We start from the raw sequence: 18,507 nt of genomic DNA, 5'->3' as shown, positions 1-18,507 counted from the left end.
AGTTTTAAATATTTAGCTTTTTCAACAATTAATAGCACTACCGGATCAAACAGTCATAAACTGACTGTTTGAGTGAGAAAGGAAGAAAATATATAAATTTAAGTCTATGTTTTATTCAATACCTTTTTCAATCCAACGACTGTTGGGGTCATCAATTCTGTCAAAGCATTTTGAAAAAACTGTGGATCAAAGGTAACCGCCCCATTATCATCACGCTCAAATACCAATGGAGCCGGACCGACTTCTATTTCATTCACTTCCAAACCCAACTGTTTTCTTCTCGCTAACTCCTGATCAACGTAGTTGGCTAATTCTAGACATTGCTCTATTGAGCAGTCAGCAAAAATTCTTTCAACAAAGGTAATACCCTGCAAGTGATCCATTTCATGTTGGACAATATGTGCAAAAAAGCCATCACACACTTCTATATGTTGCTTACCTTCTTTATCCCAATACTCCACTGTCACAGACCAGTGCCGTTTAACTTTGCCTCTTAAAGGGCCAAATACACTGAGGCAGCCTTCACCAGAAGTTGGAAAATACGTCTCCTGACTGACTGTGGTAATTTTGGGGTTTATCATTACAGTAATGTAAGGAATGGTTTCTCCAGGATAACGTTCCATGGCTTGCTGTCTTAATTGCTCGTCATCCGTACCTACAATCATAATTTGCACTGGCTCAGCTATTGCTGAGCACTGGTTACAAGCAACCCCAACCCCACCATTCAGACTTTCTTTCATAATGGCAATGGTGTTTGCCAATATTGGTAGACTTGATAAATCAGCAGGTTGAGGCGTCTGATGCAGGATAGGGTCGCCGACCTGGCGTATTCTCAGTTCATTATTACTTACTTTCATACTTAACTTTTAACTATTTGTTGGCGCTGCTCTTCTAATCCCATTGAGATTATAAAGGGATCAATTTTTTGGCTTTCAATAAAATCTTCTTTAGCTTGCCAGCCTAACCAGTTAATAGCAATTAATGATTGAGCGACAGCCCCACCCAACGTGCTACCAGGACCTAAAATGATCAGTTTATCAGGGGCAAATTCTTTCACCCCCACTTGAATGGCTTTAGTAAAATCATAGGTGTTTGTCACCTGATAGCCTAGGGTGTAATCCCATAGTAAGGAGGGATCCGTGCTATAAGGTGACCATAACTTTCCTCGTCCATCAATTAATGGAATCTTCGGTTGCTGAAAAAAATCTTGTGTTAATAACTGCTTGGCTTGTAGAGAAATTGCTTGTTGTAGTGGCGTATGAAATGCCGCATGATTAAAAAGCCGCATAGGAAAACGTTGTTGTTCTGGAGGCAAAGCTTCTGTTAATTTTTTTAAAGCTAATTCATTACCACCAAATACCAACATACCACCTAGCTCGATAGAAATAGTTAATTCACAGCTAGCTTGTTGGTTAATTGCAGCCATAACTTCCAACAAATGCTCACGCCGACCTGCAATAGGTTGCCAATGTTCATCCACTAATGGATAAATCACCTGTCCCCCAATCAGCGACTGATGCATTAAATTACCCATAGTATTAATCAGCGTTAATGCAGTCATTGATTCCATGGCTGCAGCTACAGCCAGGCTAATGTACCAACCCATGGAATTACCCGTCACTGCGACAATTTCAAATTGGTTCTGGTCAATCGCTAAAAAGTCACAGTAAGCGCAGGCATAAATCAGGGAAGAAGCATTATCACCTGCGCTATGTTTTTTTAAGACATATTCTTCAGCGCTATCTAACTCAGTAAGAGTAATTTGCTGTTGTTCTGCTCGATAACCATCGGCCTGGTTAATCCATGACTGCTGGTGGTGGTGATAATGCTGTAAATAGCCCAGCTCCGTTTTATTGTAAGTTCCCCTTCCTGGGCATACGACAAATGCTCTTTGTTTTGGTTTCATCATCTTTTAGGCTTGCTTGATGTCGTATAGTGAGTTTTTAGCACCTGACTGATTAACTAAATCAAGTGCCGTTTTAATAATCGATTGTTTACTCGGTAAGGTACAGCTGGCCGCTCGACCAATAGGAATAAAGCTGTCAATGGCAGTTAGGCGTTTAATCGGCTTATTAAAATGTCCTTGCTCCACGGATTGTTCCATAAACAAAGTCATTAATGCTTCGCTAATCGAGCCAGTTTGTCGACACTCATCCACTATTAATACGGATTGACAAGGTGCAGCTGCGTTGAGAATAGCTTCGTGATTTAATGGCGCTAACCAACGTAAATCCACTACACGTAACCTGATGTGATATTGTTCAGCCAATACCTTAGCCGCCTGCCGACTCAAATAATAACCGTTACCGTAAGTAATGATGCATAAATCTGTACCCACTCCATACTGACCAACTTCACCACAACGTATTAATTGTTTGCCCGGCTCTGGGTAAGAAAATAACCATTGCTCATCTCCTGGTTCGTGTAAATCGCGGGTCATATACAGGGCAATCGGTTCAATAAATACCACGATTCGCTGTTCTTCAGCAGCCAATCTCACGCATTCTCTCAATAAACCTACAGCATCTGTGCCATTGGATGGACAGGCAATAATAACCCCTGGAATATCTCTAAATACGGCAAATGAATTATCATTATGAAAATGACCACCAAAGCCCTTTTGATAACCTAACCCAGGAATTCTAATCACCATTGGGTTTGTATATTGTCCCTGAGAGAAAAAGCTCAGTGTCGATGCCTCGCCACGAATTTGGTCCTCGGCATTATGGATATAAGCTAAAAACTGAATTTCAGGGATAGGAATAAAACCATTATGGGCCAAGCCCATAGCTAAACCTAAAATACTTTGCTCATCCAGTAAGGTATTAATTACTCGGTGAGCACCAAACTTGTCCACTAGTTTACTGGTAACATTATATACGCCACCTTTAGGGCCAATGTCCTCCCCGGCCAATACAATATTCTGATATTGCAACATTAAATCCACCAATGCCCAGTTTAACAACTTGGCCAAATGCTGCGGTTTATTCATCAATTGTTTATCTCTGGCAAATGCCAGAGTACGAGCGTTTTCATTGAAAATTGCACCCACTACAGGCTGTTTTATCTTAGGCGGAATTAATGAAGCAGCTACTGTGTTAGGGTCACTTAAATAAGGTTTAGTCGCTACTTCTTTAGCCACAGCCCCCACCCGTTCAGCAGTCCATTGATAAAGCTCGATCACCTGCTGCTGGTTTAAAATATTTTCTTTTACCAACAGGCAAGCACTAAATAACAAGGGGTCTTGTGATTCTTGGGCAATAATCTGAGCACGGCTTAAATAGGCCGTTTCGGCATCAGAGCCGGCATGACCTAATAACCGCACACAACGAAAATGCAAAAAAACGGGGGTTCGATGTTTTCTTGCTATTTGAACCGCTTGCTGTGCTGTTTGGTAGGTATCAATTAAATCAAGGCCATTACAGCTTAGATAAATAATGTCTTTTCGGGCTTGTATGGATTGGGCAACCCACCCTTTTGGGGTTGAGGTGGAAATACCAATTCCGTTGTCTTCACACACAAATACAATGGGTAATGGCACTTGTTGATAGCTCGTCCAACTCGCCGTGTTTAATGCACCTTGTGCCGTAGAATGATTTAATGAAGCATCACCAAAACTACACACAACCACACTATCTTTCGGTAATTTCCCACACTGCAACCTTTTCGCTAGAGGTATACTATAAGCCGTGCCCACCGCCTTAGGAAAATGAGAAGCAATGGTGCTAGTTTGAGGAGGGATAAATAGATTTTTTGAACCCAATACTTTATGCCTACCACCAGCAATAGGATCATCACTGGAAGCGGCAAAACTTAATAACATATCATATAAAGGGGTTTGGCCAGGCAACTGTTTGGAGCGCTGAATAAAAAAAGCCGCATCACGATAATGTAAAAAGGCTATATCGGTATATTTAAAAGCGGCTGCCACCGCCGCCATACCTTCATGTCCAGTACTCCCAATGGTATAAAAGGCCTCACCACGTTTTTGCATACGCCGAGCCTCCAAATCAAGATGGCGACTCAGTAGCTGGCTTTCGAACAACTCCACTAATTGCTGTGGAGATAAGTGAGTATCCGCTAAATCAGTTTCAGCTGACCAATAAGGCCAATTGCCTTGTTGCACCCGCTGAATAAAATTTTCGTCAATGACCTCGGCACGGTTTCTCATCACCTATCCTCGCGACACCCAACCTCTGTCTTATTGATACTCTTTGCGAATAACTAAAAGTTATCACTAAAGCAAGTGAATATGGGGTAACAGGCTATTTTCTGTAGTTTGTTATTCCTTATCAAACACTAGACTTATTTTCAACATCTCTTAGTGGTAACCTTCAGTCATGAAAGAAGTTAACTTTGAGTATATTTATTTATAAGTCAAATTAACTAAATGCCTGTATTCCTGTCTGAGCCCTACCCAAAATTAACGCATGAATATCATGAGTCCCTTCATAAGTATTCACCGCCTCTAAATTCATGACATGCCGGATAACATGAAACTCATCAGAAATACCATTCCCACCATGCATATCCCTTGCTACACGGGCTATCTCTAATGCCTTACCACAAGAGTTGCGTTTTAATAAGGAAATTAATTCTGGTGGACAACGGTTGTCGTCCATTAGTCGACCAGCTCTTAAACAACCTTGTAGTCCTAGGCTTATTTCCGTTTGCATATTTGCCAGTTTCAATTGAATCAGTTGGTTAGCTGCCAATGGCCGGCCAAATTGTTTACGATCCAGGGTATATTGCCGCGCTTGCAGCCAACAAAATTCTGCAGCACCTAATGCTCCCCAGGCAATTCCATAGCGCGCTTTATTCAAACAGCCAAAGGGTCCTTTAATCCCTTTAACGTTAGGCAACAGTTGTTCTTCAGGCACTACTACATCTTCCATCACAATTTCGCCCGTAATGGACGCCCGTAAAGAAAACTTCCCTTCTATTTTCGGGGCTGATAAACCCGGGGTACCTTTTTCTAAAATAAACCCTCGTACATCACCATCCAGTTTTGCCCACACAATAAATACATCAGCGATTGGCGAGTTGGTAATCCACATTTTACTCCCGTTAAGCCGATAGCCATCTACCACCTTTTCAGCTTTAGTTCTCATACTCGCGGGGTCTGAGCCAGAATCTGGCTCGGTTAAACCAAAACAGCCTACCCACTCTCCAGTGGCTAATTTGGGTAAATACTTCTTCCGTTGGGCTTCACTACCGTAGCTATATATAGGGTGCATTACCAACGAGGACTGCACACTCATCGCAGAACGATAACCACTATCAACCCGCTCAATTTCCCGAGCGGTTAGTCCATAACACACATGATTAACACCCGCACAGCCATACTCGGAGGGTAAGGTTGAGCCCAACAAACCGAGTTCTCCCAGCTCAAATAAAATATCTCGATCAAACACTTCATCCCGATTAGCTTGCTGCACCCGAGGCATTAGCCGCTTTTGCGCATAGTCAAAGGCAGTTTGCCTGACCATACGTTCTTCTTCGGTGAGTTGCTCATCCAAAAAAAATGGGTCTTGCCAGTTAAAGGCCGGTTTATGCTTGTCCATTATGAGTGACTACCTTCTATCTTATAGTAATTTCCTATCCTGGGCTAAAACCACCCAATTGTCGTTTATAGCGAGGATACGATGTTTTAAAATTAGGTTAAAATATTGTTTAACTTTGCCGGATATAGGTAAAAGCTATGGATCTGCGTTCACTGAACTACTTTATTACCGTTTATGAGCTACGCAATATTAGTGCAGCAGCAAGAGCTTGCTTTGTCGCCCAACCCTCTATTTCGGCTGCTATTCATCAGCTAGAAGAGTCACTGAATACCCCATTATTTCTTCGCCACCCCAAAGGGGTTGAGCCAACAGAAGAAGGCCATCAGCTTTACCCCATGGCCAAAAGGCTAACCAATGATGCCAAAGCCATTCAACAAACCTTTGCCAGAGAGCCTACGCCACTTCCCTTTCGCTTGGGGTTAATGCGATCACTAGGGGCTGAGCGGATGAGTAGGTTACTAAAGGAACTTACCAGTGCTGTCGATGCCTTAGAGCTCACCTTAGTTAACCCTGAAGAGCCTTGTGATGCTCGTATTATTGATAGCAGCTTAATCAGCCAACAGGAATGCGCTCAACCAATTTGGCAGGATTGTTATATGATTGCATTACCCATTGATCACCCATTATCAAATCAAACATCAATTAACTTTACTGATCTAGCTGGGTTACCCTTTATTAACCGCCCCCCTTGTGATGCCCTCACAAAATTAAAGCAGGCCTTAGCTCAACAAAATATTTATTTGAATAACCGAGCCCATATTCGCACTATTGAGTACGCCTTAGCATTAGTAAGTGCCGGGGTTGGAGCCGCATTTGTGCCAGATTGGGAAAACACAAAAAAAAGAGTAGATATTGTGTTATTGCCTTTAGACGAGTTAAACATTAGCCACCAAATTGTACTGGCCTATAGGGAACATGCCCCCCTTGAAGGTCCATTAAAAGTGTTAGTTGATCGCTGTAAACAATGTTATAGCTCATCAAGCCACTAAATAGATCATCCAAAATCATACAACTATATCAGCTGATTTATTTTTCTAATGAATCACTTTTTTATTTCAATCACTAAAGGTGATTATTTTAATTAAAAACGCCCTTCATTAGTTTTGTCAATTGATAATATCAATAACCTGAATAACAACCTAATAGTCTGATTTTTTCACTTGATCACTATTGCACTGAATGCACAACACATTAACTGTAGCCAAAACTCATTCTTTGAGAACTAGCATTATAAGTATCATACGAAAAAAGTAGTCATTATTTCATTCAACATATCTATTCAATATTCAACTAAGCACAAGTTGAAATCACCGCTGCTAATATATAGTCACCCTCCTAAATAAAAGCGCCATGCTCAAATGTGTTTATTAGTATTTATTCTGTTTCAATGAAGTGTTTAAAGTTACTAGGTAATTGCAGTTGAATTTTATCAAGTAATACCTGATTCACTTTTACTCGCCAGTCTTTATTAGTGGTAATGGGTATGTCTGCAGGAGAGGTACCTGCCATTATTTTTAATGCAGTATTTGCGGCATAATAACCTTGTTCTTCTGGTAAGTGAAAAAAAGATAGCATAACAAATGGCTGCATCCAACGAGCGGTAGACACAGTAATAGTAGTGGTAGTCGTTGTATGAAAAAATTTTCTAGCCGTTCCTTCATCCCAGTCTTTCAAATCATGATTGTTGGGTATATAAATAAAATCATATTGCTGACTGTCTAAAAACACTGTTTTTAATTGATCAAAACTGTTTACCCAGCGAATATCAAGGGTGACATCGAACTCATCAGCAAGTGCTGCTAAGTTAGCATGCAGTTTACTATTAGTAATACGATGGGCAGCAATCATAACGCCAGTTTTAATCGATGGCCTAACCTTCTTCAACTGCACCATCATCGGCCGAATTGGTTCAAACTCCACCATGCCTGTCACATTAGGATAAGGGTAACCATATTTTTCTGCTGAGAAATTTACTCCACAAAATACCACAGGTATTTTACTCCCCTTTAAGTAAGGCTCCACTAAGTATTGTGACGCATTATCATCACTGGCAATGACAATATTGGGTTGCCAGTCTTGAATTATTGCCCAGGCTTGCTTAGCCATAGTTTGCTTATTCAATTCACTGGACTGACGAATGGTGTCTAAATAAAACGACTTAAGTCGGCAATAACCCGATAGTCCTTCTTCTACAGCGGCAGCTAAACCATCTTGCCAAGGATAACCTTTATGATAAGAGGCCACATAAAAACAGCGCTTTTTTCCCCCTACCCAGATGGCAAAACCAATACTGATGATGAGCAATAAAATGATACCAGCAATAGTAAAGGATAATGTTGTTTTTTTCATTATATTGTGTCTTATAACCGCTCTCTGGTTATCTTAATTAATATTGCATCGAATTGGTCAATAGCTAGCTCCAATTGAGCGATCATGCGGTCTACCATTGTTTGATTACTTGCCATAATAATAACACTCCATTCTGCCTGCTGATGTTGGTCATGTAAGTTCGATTCAGTGACAGCCACATTGGTCATTTTGCCAAATTTATCTTTAATACCACGCAAACGTCCGCGCTTTTCTTTAAGCGACCGACAACCCGGTAAACGAAAGTGTAATGTGAGTAACTGAATGACCATAAGACTAATGCTGCATCCTTTAAATTAAGTAGCATTTAGCACTAGCTATGGTAGGTTTCAACCATTAGACCATTTTGCTTCAAGTGCTCAACCAATAATGCTCTATCAACTTGATTTAAAAACTCACCTACGGGAATTGATTCGTCTCGATAACATAAGCTTATCTCATCCATTCCCCAGCTATACAAAGGACGACCTACTTGTACAATCGTCCACTCTCGCTGGAGCACATAACGTTGCTCTATGCACCGACGCCCTTTTTCGATGAAAACCTGATCGAGAGTAAAATATATTCTCTGCTGTCGGCTGGCCTGCCAAGCGGTGTAATATAAGCCGATAGCTAAACACAATAGCTCTAAACCAGCAAAGGGTAACACTACCCATGCCCCCACCAAGGCGAAACCTATTGCTATGAGCATGCTTAATACAGCAATTGCTCCCCAAACTTGCAAATTAGCTCGCCAACTTAACGATTGATTAGACCGTAACCAAATAACAAAGCCTGCTTGTTTGTTCTGCTCCACAGCAACCATTTTCTAGCTCTACCTACAAGCAAAACACTCACTTAATGTCTAAGCTTAGTTCAAGTAGTCTGTCTCTAAAAACCCACTTACTTTATAGTAAGGAAGCATAAAAGCTAAGGATGCTATGGCTGAGAAAGCAAAGTTTTCGATTGGACAACTGATCCATCATAAGCTTTTTAATTATCGAGGTGTCATCATTAATATCGACCCTTCCTTTATGTTGTCTGAAGAATGGTATCAGACTATGGCTAAAAGCCACCCACCAAAAAATAAACCTTGGTATCACGTTTTAGTAGATAAAGCGGTCCATCAAACCTATGTGGCTGAAAAAAATTTAGAGTCTGATACTACTGAGGAACAAATTAACCATCCTAACCTGGGCCTATACTTCGACCAGTTTATTGATGGTTGTTACCACTTAAAGCAGAAGTCTAACTAACTAGCCCAAAAGCTAATGCCATATTTTGCCTTTTTATTACCGACAACTGTCTTAATATGAATATTAGATAGTCGCTTTCTTTTGTTTCAATAACCTTAACAGAGCAGTGTTTGGAATCTACTTCATAACTGCTGTATTTAGTAATCAGATTGAAACATAGGAAATACCATGAGACTGGCAAAATTTGCTTGCATCTTAGTCGCCACTAGTTGTTTATCTACCACCGTTTTGGCTAAAGAGCCTAAAGCCAGTGCTGGTGATAAATTAATGGGGGTAGGATCAGGTATGGTGATTGGTGCCTTAGCGGGTGGCCCTTTTGGTGCCGTAATCGGAGCCGCTGTTGGGGATGGAATCACTGAAAAATTCGCCATGGCAGACCAGGCTGAAGCGAATGAAGCTGCACTAATTAGCGCCCAACAGGAAATTGAATTACTCAGAGAACAGCTTGCTGCAAACCAAGCTGGTAGCGAGTCTATTAATGAAGACAGTTACTGGGTAATGAGTCAAAAACAAACAGCACAATTTCCTGTTCTATTTCATACCGCCGAGAGCCGCATACCCACTTCCCATTTAGAGCTGCTTGATCATTGGGTAACGATTTTAACAGCCAATCCAACCCTAACCATTCAGCTAGATGGCTATGCAGACCAACGAGGCTCTGATACGATAAACTACCAGTTATCACTCGCTAGGGCCCAGGCAGTAAAGCAATACCTACTCAGCGCCGGTATTACTTCAGAACGTATCAATATCACTGCCCATGGCAAACACAACACATCAGCTGCACAGGGAAATTTAGACGGTTATGCCTTAGATCGTCGAGTCGTTGTGACACTCAGCACCAATGAAAACACAGCAACTGTTGCACAAAACTAATTATGCCGCATAAGTTGCAATCATTGGTTGAGCGACTGACTGCACTTTTTCCTTACCCAGTAAGACTTCAACCAGGGCCAAGGCAAAGCCTAATGCAGTGCCTGGCCCCTGACTGGTAACCAGTTTATTATCCTGATCAACCACCACCGCCGCAGTTTTATCAACCTGTGCCCCTATCAGATTATCTTGAAAACTAGGATAACAGGTTGCTTTTACCCCCTGCAACCAACCATGTTGGGCCAACACTACAGCAGGTGACGCACAAATCGCTGCATGCCATTGTTTATTACTCCTTTGTTTTTGCAACAATTCAGTCAATGGCTGGCATTCATATAAGTGTTTCGCACCTGGCATCCCACCCGGTAACACAATTAAATCATAGGTTTGGTTAACACAGGCCTTAATATGACAATCTGCCTGAATTTTTACGCCTCTAGAAGCCGTAATTAATAACAAGTCTGCTGGCATACAACTAGCCACCGTCACTTCTATACCCGCACGGCGTAATACATCAATAATACAAACCGCTTCTAATTCTTCTGTACCATCAGCAATGGCAACCAGTACCTTCTTCATGTTATTACCTAGTGTAGAAAATCGAGTACTTATAGAATAGTATGACAAGATAAAAGCATTCTCACAAAAACGCTCTCTAATGGAAGTAATAAGTTGTTATAAATGAAGAATCAAAAACTCGCCACTATTTATGGACTATCTGCTGTACTGCTTTGGTCTACTGTAGCCACCGCATTTAAAATCAGTCTGCAACATTTAAATCCACTTCAGTTGTTATTCTACTCCAGCCTATGCTGTATTATTTTGTTAACAGTCATTCTAGGCTGGCAAGGTAAACTGAAGCAGGTTTATCATTGTATCAAAGCAGCGCCTGCTCATTATTTACTGCTGGGGACAATGAACCCCTTTATTTATTACCTGCTGTTACTGCAAGGTTATGATCTGTTACCTGCCCAGCAAGCTCAACCCATTAATTACACATGGGCTATTACTTTAACACTATTATCAATACCTATTCTGAAACAAAAAATTACCCTATTAGAGTTCTTGGCCTGCTTAGTCAGTTATTTAGGCGTACTAGTCATTTCTACCAAAGGGGAATTACTCAGTTTAAATTTTTCCGATCCACTTGGGGTGTTATTTTTATTAGTTAGCACCTTGTTTTGGGCTTTATATTGGTTATTAAACACCAAACAAAACCACGATCCTATTGTCAGCTTATTGGCTTGTTTTTTAATGGGCTTCCCTTTATTAATTGTTAGCACAGCAATATTTGCTGACTTTACCCTCCCTCATTGGCAGGGCATGGCAGGTGCACTTTACATCGGCTTATTTGAAATGGGGTTTAGTTTTATTTTGTGGCTCAATGCAATGAAACTGGCTGAAAATACCGCCAAAATCAGTAATTTAATCTTTTTAGCCCCCTTTACTTCACTGATTTTTATTCATTATTTACTGGGCGAAGTCATTCACCCTGCAACTTATGTTGGACTGATATTAATTATTACTGGTATTTTATTGCAACAACGGTTAAGTGACAGCTCAGCAAGAGTTAAAGGAGAAAAAACTATTGCTCACTAAGCATACTATTATCTAACTCCCTTAGCATGACAAATAATAATGTCACTAATTGATTGGTACAACTTTTGTGGTATATCATGCCCCATGCCTGGAATGGTCACTAGCCTAGCACCTAGTATTAACTGTTTTAATTGTGTGCTAGCTTTTACCGCAATAAGTGGGTCAGCCATACCATGAATAATTTGAGTAGGTATGGTGATTTCACGGGTCCATTTAATCAATGAGCCGGTCGCTAAAATCGCATGAGTTTGACGCATCATTCCCGCTGGCCGAAAATCCCGATCAAAACATTTTTCCAATAACTGACGCAACATCACAGGATCAGCTGGGTAAGCAGGACTACCAATGGTCTGCCACATAGCTTGTTGCTGATCCACTACCCGTTGTTTGTTCCGCCCTGCTAACTTTCTGGCAAAGACAAACTTAATCAATCGAGGATTAGGCGTGGGCAAGTTCGGGTGGTTAGTGGACGTCATCAGTAAAGTTAAACTCGCTAATTTATCTGGATACTTAGCCGCCAACAGTTGGGCAATCATCCCCCCCATAGACACCCCCACTAAATGCACATCGATTAAATTCAGTCCATTAATTAAGGCTAAGGTATCCTGCGCCATATCATGCAAATTGTAATGGGCTTCAGGAAAACCACCTAACCGATACTTGGCATAACTCAATGGTAAGTGAATTGGTATCTGTTGTTTAACACTGCTAGAGCCACCAATATCTCGATTATCAAAGCGAATTACCCGGAAACCTTGTTTTACTAACAATGCTACAAAAGGGTCTGGCCACATCCACATCTGACAGGATAAGCCCATTACCAATAAAATCGTTGGCTTGCCAGGCTCTCCCCATGACTCATAAGCCAGCTTAATGCCATTGGCCCGTATTATTCCAGAGGTGATAGGAATATCGACAGAAAATACGGCATGCGAATGAGGGGTAACCAGACAGTCGTTCAAGAAAGCTCTCCTTCTTTGATTAACACGCTCATAGCAACACAAAAAGTTGTTAGGTAAAATAGCCCGCTTTTTTTGACTATTAATATAAATTATTAGCTGCTGGGAGATAACTGATTATGTCAAATCCTAAAGTTGGGTTTGTAAGCTTAGGCTGCCCCAAAGCCCTGGTAGACTCAGAACGTATTTTGACCCAGCTACGGACAGATGGCTATGAAATTGTACCCACCTACCAAGACGCCGATGTAGTGGTAGTTAATACCTGTGGCTTTATTGACGAAGCTAAAGCTGAATCCTTAGAGGCTATTGGTGAAGCCATTGATGCTAATGGCAAAGTGATAGTAACAGGCTGTATGGGTAAAGATGCAGCACAAATAAAATCCATTCACCCCCAAGTATTAAGTGTCACCGGCCCCCAACAATATGAAGAAGTAGTTGGTGCTGTACATGAGTATGTGCCTCCAACCATACAGCATGATCCTTATCTTGATTTAGTCCCCCCACAAGGTATCAAGTTAACTCCGCGCCATTATGCCTATTTAAAAATTTCAGAAGGCTGTAACCACAGCTGCACCTTCTGCATTATTCCTTCTTTACGAGGCAAATTAGTCAGTCGGCCAGTGGGAGAAGTGATGGATGAAGCGGAAAGACTAGTCAAAGCGGGCGTTAATGAACTATTAGTGATTTCCCAAGATACCAGTGCCTATGGTGTCGATATCAAATACCGCACCGGTTTCTGGCAAGGTCGCCCTATGAAGTCAAAAATGCTCGACTTATGTAAAGGTTTAGGATCGTTAGGTGCCTGGGTAAGATTGCATTATGTCTACCCCTACCCCCATGTGGATGAAATTATTCCGTTAATGGAAGATGGAATTATTCTGCCCTATCTGGATATCCCTTTCCAACATGCTAGCCCAACTGTACTTAAAAGCATGAAACGCCCGGCCCATGCAGAAAATACCTTAAATAGAATTAATGCCTGGCGTGACATCTGCCCAGATATTACCTTAAGAAGTACATTTATTGTCGGCTTTCCTGGTGAAACAGGGCAGGATTTTGAGCTCATACTCGACTGGCTAGAAGAGGCACAATTAGACCGGGTGGGTTGCTTTAAATACTCCCCAGTAGAAGGAGCCAAAGCGAACGAGCTGGAGGGAGCAATACCAGAAGAAGTCAAACAGGAACGTTGGGAACGATTTATGGCAACTCAGCAGCAAATCAGCACCAACAAACTTCAGCAAAAAGTCGGTAAAACAGTTGATGTAATTATTGATGAGGTAGATGATGATGGCGCTGTTGGCCGAACTAAAGCCGACGCCCCAGAAATTGATGGGAAAATTTATATAGAAGGAGCCACTCACTTACAGCATGGACAACTGGTTAAGGCTGTAGTAGAAGAAGCTGATGAGTATGATATGTGGGGGCATATTCTTCACGAATAGTTTTTAGGCTTTGTTGTTTTCCTTCTTCAACTCAGTCACTTATTACAATAAGCTCCTGGGGCTTCATTACTCAACGGCCTCGCCTAAACAACTCTTCGTATTGAAGATGTAGTGCAGTATAGAATATAAAAAAGCCAGCTATTGCTGGCCTTTTTGTTCCAAACTCACAACCTTTTCTACAGTGACTTTTTTGTTTTGGTTATACAACAAATCCACAATATTTTTTTCAGGTTTATACCCTGTCACTGCTTTAAGTAACAAGTGGCGTACATTGGTATAGTCATACTCCCTTAACGACTGCTCAATATCACCCAACAATTCAGTCAATTGCTCCCACGGTAGCATTTCCTCATGGGCACGCATAATCATCGAATGTTCTGTCGGAGTGTCATTTTCACCAATTAATAACTCTTCGTACAGTTTTTCACCTGGCCGCAAACCAGTGAACTCAATTTCAATATCCCCTTCAGGGTTATCCTCATTTTTAACTGTCAGCCCTGAAAGGTTGATTATTTTTTCAGCCAGATCAACAATCTTAACTGGCTCTCCCATATTTAACACAAATACATCACCACCTTGCCCCATAGCACCCGCTTGAATTACCAACTGAGAGGCTTCAGGTATCGTCATAAAGTAACGAGTAATATTAGGGTGTGTGACAGTAATAGGCCCACCCTCTGTCACCTGCTCCCTGAACTTGGGAATAACTGAGCCAGATGACCCTAATACATTACCAAAACGTACCATGGTAAAACGAGTCTCATTATGAAAGGCACAATGGTTAACTAAGCCAAATACATTACTCTTATTTAAATAGAGCGTTGACTCTTCACTCAGTGCTTGTAACACCATTTCTGCCAAACGCTTACTGGCCCCCATGACATTAGTGGGCCTCACTGCTTTATCTGTGGAAATCAACACAAAGTGTTTTACTTTACCAATAATCGCTGCTTGTGCAGTCAACAAAGTGCCAAATACATTATTACAAATTCCCTCAGCAATGTTTTGTTCGACAATCGGCACATGTTTGTATGCAGCAGCATGATACAACGTATCGACATGGTAAGAGCTGATAGTATTAAGCAGATGCTTAGCATTGGTAACTGAGCCAAGCAAAGGAATAATTTCAACAGCATAACTCGCTTGCTGTATACCCTGCTCCAGCTCTTTGTGAATACTGTATAAGTTGTATTCCGAGTGCTCAAACAAAATGATGCTTATAGGTTGATTCTGCACAATCTGTCGACATAGCTCAGACCCAATGGAACCACCCGCCCCAGTCACCATAACTACCTTATTTTTAATACAACGTTCTAAAAGCGCTTCTTCAGGCTGGACAGGGTCTCTCCCTAAAACATCCGCTATATCAACTTCTCGAATATCCGCCACTTTAACCTTACCCATGGCCAATTCAGAAATGCTGGGCACTGTTCTCACATGCAGAGGATATTGTTCTAAAGACTCTAAAATTTGCTTTTTCTGTGAACGCGATAAGGCAGGCATCGCTAGTAGTATTTCTCTGGCTCCAGTTTCCTCAATCATTTGACCAATATGTTTAGGTGTATAAACTCGCTTACCCGCAATCAAGCGATTAGCAATCGAACGATCATCATCCACAAATGCCACCGGCATTAGCTCATGACCACGCTCTAACGCCCCCAACAACTCAAAGCCTGCTTCACCTGCACCATAAATAGCTACTGGACGCTTACTTAAGTTTTGCGCTCGAGATATTCGTAATAAATGGGCACTTTCCTGAGGAATCAACCACAACCTGACAGCCCAACGAATTCCTCCAATGGCTAACATACACAACGCCCAGTAATTTAATACGAGCGAACGCGGCACCACTGCTGCTTCTCGATACCAGTAAATCAATAAAGACAACACTAGAGTAGATAAAGTAATTGCTTTAAACACCGCCAAAAAAGCATCGCGTCCCATATAACGAAGCACAGCACGATAAAGCCCTAACCTGATAAAGATTGGTAAAGACACCAGTGGCGCGACGATAAATAACCAAACATAGTCAGCACCAATGGGGTTAATTAACTGATCTGTACCCAAGCGAACAAAGAAGGCAAGCCAAAGACAGGTCCAGATGAGAACAACATCTGTTATGACCCCCAGAATTCTCTTTTTTCGCCGGTTTAGCCCTAGTAAAAAATTTTTAATATTCATTAGTTACACGCTAGGCCTATTATAAACTTTGCATAATAAATTCTTCATAACAACACAATAGTCATTACTCATCAAGCTTATCTTTTTTCGAAAAAATAAATTATTAATAGAAATGTTTTTTATGAATTATACGAATACTTGTTAAGTAAAAAGCTTGTAACAACTTACACTCAATATTTCAAACTATAGTCTTACTGACCTTGTAACAGCCACATCCATACTAACAGGAGGCTTCCAATCAAGAAGTGTTTTTGCTTTAGTGATGTCTATTTGAAGAGAACCACATAGTTGTTGGTATAATGATTTTTTTCTTAATAGCAACAATCCAAAACGCAAACACCACCTAGGTATAGATAATAGTCTAATACTTTTATTTAACGCTTTGGCAATATATAAAATTAACTGAGCAGTAGAAATATCAAAATCATCACTAATCAAAAATAACTCACCAGCAGCTTTTGGGTGATCAATACACTTGATAATAAAGTCTACTAGGTTATCTATTGCAATCAAACTACGCAGGTTTTCAACCCTGCCAAAAGGCAAAGGATACCCTTTATTTAAAAGCTTAATAAATCGAGCAATATTCCCTGGTGCACCTGGTCCATAGACTAAAGGGGGGCGAATAATGACTACTTCCAACCCTGTTTCTTTTTCAATTGCTCTTAAACCCTGCTCCGCCTCAAACTTTGAAATTGCATAATTTGAGTGAGGAGTTGGAATATCTTTCTCTGTTAATGGAGTATTACTAGAGTTAATACCATTGACACCAATTGAGCTAATAAATATAAAGCGCTTGACATTATTAGCTGCTGCTTGCCTTGCTAAATTAAGTGTGCCCTCAACATTTACAGTACGGAATGTTGATAAAGGATTTTCTTCCTGCTCTTTTAGTACATGAACACGAGCTGCTGTGTGTATTACCACATCAACATCTTGGAGCGCCTCACACCAGTTTGTATCGCCATTAATATTACCTACGCAGATACCACTAGAATTGTTTTTTCTATAAGCAGCTCTAACATTTATAGAAGACTTATTTAAAAGTAAGGAGTAAACATTCTTGCCAATAAAACCATTTGCACCGGTTACTAATACTTTATTGGTCATAAGCAGTCAATTCATACTACACAGTAGCTTTAAAATATAGAGATTGAACTAATTGATGGCTTCATGATATATTTTAAAGGTTTTTTGATACATTTGATCGGCTGTAAAAAAACGAAGATACCGCTGATAACCCAACTCACCAAACTTAACTCTTTTATCTTTAGACTGTATTAAATCTGATAAAGTAGCCACTATCTTATTGATATCCTTGCGATCCACAAGATATCCCGTTTCATTATCAATAACTAGCTCTGGAACACCACCAACATTGGAAGCAATAACTGGAAGTCTACCACGCATTGCTTCAATGATCGTTAATGGTAATCCCTCCCAGTTTGAAATCAAAAGAAATACATCTGCTTGTGATATTCTTTTAGCAACATCATGACATTCACCAGAAAATATTACTCGATGCTCTATACCAAGCTTCTTTGTATACTGTTTTACTTCTGATAATAACGGACCAGAACCAACTAACTCTAACTGCCAGGGTAAATCAGAAATTTGAGATATAGCTGTAATTAAATCTTTGTGATTTTTGGGTTGATCAAATCTAGCAACCATAATTAGTTTACAACTATTTTGTTGATGCCTAATATTTTTATAGGCTATATTTGGCACACCATTATGAACGACTTCAATATGATCAGTAGATGCAACTTTATTTTCTACTGCCAAGTTTTTATCATAACCAGAAACAGCAATTATTTTACTTGATAATCGAGATAGCAATCGCTCAACCTGTTGGTATAGTTTGGCACGAAATAAAGATACCCCCTCAGTAAATGCCCAACCATGAGCTGTAAATATAGCAGGAATGCCCAAGCGCCTAGAAACAAGCCTACCAATTACACCCGCTTTTGTGGAATGCAAATGCACTATATCTGGAGCTAAAGATAAAATTAATCTTTTAAGCTCAAAGAATGCCAAAACATCTTTTACAGGGTGAATAGATCTAACCAGATATTTTGAAGAAATGCAGGTAATGCCTTTTTCATTTGCTTTTTGATTAAAAACACCTATGCCACCAACAATTACTGTGACCTGATAACCTTGTTGAATAGCATAACCAGCCAAATCGAGCAGATGGACACTTGCACCACCTATAACATCAGATCGAGTTAGCACATATACAATTTTCAATTTTTTAATGCCTATAAAAATACCAAGTAAAAAA

General features: G+C 40.5%; 17 protein-coding genes. 5 read left to right on the top strand and 12 right to left on the bottom strand.

Annotated elements, in window-relative coordinates; genetic code table 11:
- Positions 1 to 104: 104 nt before the first annotated feature.
- The 4 genes from G4Y78_RS11050 to G4Y78_RS11035 form a co-directional block, all read right to left on the bottom strand.
- Complete coding sequence (locus tag G4Y78_RS11050; protein ID WP_163833075.1) at positions 105 to 857, bottom strand: peptide deformylase; 753 nt, start codon at positions 855 to 857, stop codon at positions 105 to 107.
- Between the two features lie 2 nt (positions 858 to 859).
- On the bottom strand, positions 860 to 1,909 hold the full coding sequence (locus G4Y78_RS11045; protein ID WP_163833074.1) for an ACP S-malonyltransferase: 1,050 nt from the start codon (positions 1,907 to 1,909) through the stop codon (positions 860 to 862).
- A 3-nt stretch (positions 1,910 to 1,912) separates the two neighbouring features.
- Positions 1,913 to 4,171 (bottom strand): dehydrogenase E1 component subunit alpha/beta, encoded by a 2,259-nt coding sequence (locus tag G4Y78_RS11040; RefSeq protein ID WP_163833073.1) that lies wholly within the window; start codon positions 4,169 to 4,171, stop codon positions 1,913 to 1,915.
- A 211-nt stretch (positions 4,172 to 4,382) separates the two neighbouring features.
- Positions 4,383 to 5,564: an acyl-CoA dehydrogenase gene (locus G4Y78_RS11035; protein WP_163833072.1), complete on the bottom strand. Its 1,182-nt coding sequence runs from the start codon at positions 5,562 to 5,564 to the stop codon at positions 4,383 to 4,385.
- A gap of 137 nt (positions 5,565 to 5,701) precedes the next feature.
- Here G4Y78_RS11035 and G4Y78_RS11030 point away from each other — a divergent pair, with 137 nt between their 5' ends.
- The gene (locus tag G4Y78_RS11030; protein ID WP_163833071.1) at positions 5,702 to 6,553 is read left to right on the top strand and encodes a LysR family transcriptional regulator; all 852 of its coding nucleotides are present in this window, start codon (positions 5,702 to 5,704) and stop codon (positions 6,551 to 6,553) included.
- Between the two features lie 385 nt (positions 6,554 to 6,938).
- Here the strand turns inward: G4Y78_RS11030 and G4Y78_RS11025 are convergent, their stop codons facing one another.
- The 3 genes from G4Y78_RS11025 to G4Y78_RS11015 are packed head-to-tail and all read right to left on the bottom strand — an operon-like array spanning position 6,939 to position 8,736.
- Positions 6,939 to 7,913 (bottom strand): ABC transporter substrate-binding protein, encoded by a 975-nt coding sequence (locus tag G4Y78_RS11025; protein ID WP_163833070.1) that lies wholly within the window; start codon positions 7,911 to 7,913, stop codon positions 6,939 to 6,941.
- Positions 7,914 to 7,924: 11 nt separating this feature from the next.
- Positions 7,925 to 8,203 carry a DUF503 domain-containing protein gene (locus G4Y78_RS11020; RefSeq protein WP_163833069.1) on the bottom strand — a complete coding sequence of 93 codons (279 nt, stop codon included), beginning with the start codon at positions 8,201 to 8,203 and terminating at the stop codon, positions 7,925 to 7,927.
- A gap of 41 nt (positions 8,204 to 8,244) precedes the next feature.
- Positions 8,245 to 8,736 carry a DUF2244 domain-containing protein gene (locus G4Y78_RS11015; protein WP_163833068.1) on the bottom strand — a complete coding sequence of 164 codons (492 nt, stop codon included), beginning with the start codon at positions 8,734 to 8,736 and terminating at the stop codon, positions 8,245 to 8,247.
- A gap of 115 nt (positions 8,737 to 8,851) precedes the next feature.
- Here G4Y78_RS11015 and hspQ point away from each other — a divergent pair, with 115 nt between their 5' ends.
- Positions 8,852 to 9,166, top strand: coding sequence for a heat shock protein HspQ (gene hspQ / locus G4Y78_RS11010; protein ID WP_163833067.1), 315 nt, complete (start codon positions 8,852 to 8,854; stop codon positions 9,164 to 9,166).
- 168 nt (positions 9,167 to 9,334) lie between these two features.
- A complete protein-coding gene (locus G4Y78_RS11005; RefSeq protein WP_163833066.1) occupies positions 9,335 to 10,042 on the top strand; it encodes an OmpA family protein in 708 nt (235 codons plus the stop codon).
- Here G4Y78_RS11005 and G4Y78_RS11000 read toward each other — a convergent pair whose 3' ends face one another.
- Positions 10,043 to 10,618: a DJ-1 family glyoxalase III gene (locus G4Y78_RS11000; RefSeq protein WP_163833065.1), complete on the bottom strand. Its 576-nt coding sequence runs from the start codon at positions 10,616 to 10,618 to the stop codon at positions 10,043 to 10,045.
- Between the two features lie 102 nt (positions 10,619 to 10,720).
- Between G4Y78_RS11000 and G4Y78_RS10995 the strand changes: the two genes are divergently transcribed.
- Positions 10,721 to 11,638 (top strand): DMT family transporter, encoded by a 918-nt coding sequence (locus G4Y78_RS10995; RefSeq protein ID WP_163833064.1) that lies wholly within the window; start codon positions 10,721 to 10,723, stop codon positions 11,636 to 11,638.
- Positions 11,639 to 11,646: 8 nt separating this feature from the next.
- Here the strand turns inward: G4Y78_RS10995 and G4Y78_RS10990 are convergent, their stop codons facing one another.
- On the bottom strand, positions 11,647 to 12,600 hold the full coding sequence (locus tag G4Y78_RS10990) for an alpha/beta fold hydrolase (protein ID WP_163833063.1): 954 nt from the start codon (positions 12,598 to 12,600) through the stop codon (positions 11,647 to 11,649).
- A gap of 116 nt (positions 12,601 to 12,716) precedes the next feature.
- Here G4Y78_RS10990 and rimO point away from each other — a divergent pair, with 116 nt between their 5' ends.
- A complete protein-coding gene (gene rimO, locus G4Y78_RS10985) occupies positions 12,717 to 14,039 on the top strand; it encodes a 30S ribosomal protein S12 methylthiotransferase RimO (RefSeq protein WP_163833062.1) in 1,323 nt (440 codons plus the stop codon).
- 138 nt (positions 14,040 to 14,177) lie between these two features.
- Here rimO and G4Y78_RS10980 read toward each other — a convergent pair whose 3' ends face one another.
- The 3 genes from G4Y78_RS10980 to G4Y78_RS10970 form a co-directional block, all read right to left on the bottom strand.
- A complete protein-coding gene (locus G4Y78_RS10980; protein ID WP_163833061.1) occupies positions 14,178 to 16,220 on the bottom strand; it encodes a polysaccharide biosynthesis protein in 2,043 nt (680 codons plus the stop codon).
- 183 nt (positions 16,221 to 16,403) lie between these two features.
- Positions 16,404 to 17,330 (bottom strand): UDP-glucose 4-epimerase family protein, encoded by a 927-nt coding sequence (locus G4Y78_RS10975; protein WP_163833060.1) that lies wholly within the window; start codon positions 17,328 to 17,330, stop codon positions 16,404 to 16,406.
- A 48-nt stretch (positions 17,331 to 17,378) separates the two neighbouring features.
- Positions 17,379 to 18,473, bottom strand: coding sequence for a glycosyltransferase family 4 protein (locus G4Y78_RS10970; protein WP_163833059.1), 1,095 nt, complete (start codon positions 18,471 to 18,473; stop codon positions 17,379 to 17,381).
- Positions 18,474 to 18,507 lie beyond the last annotated feature (34 nt).

The sequence above is a fragment of the Spartinivicinus ruber genome (genome assembly GCF_011009015.1).
Classification (GTDB): Bacteria; Pseudomonadota; Gammaproteobacteria; order Pseudomonadales; family Zooshikellaceae; genus Spartinivicinus; species Spartinivicinus ruber.
Note: the sequence above shows the minus strand (reverse complement) of the source record. Positions and strands in the feature narration are given on the sequence as shown.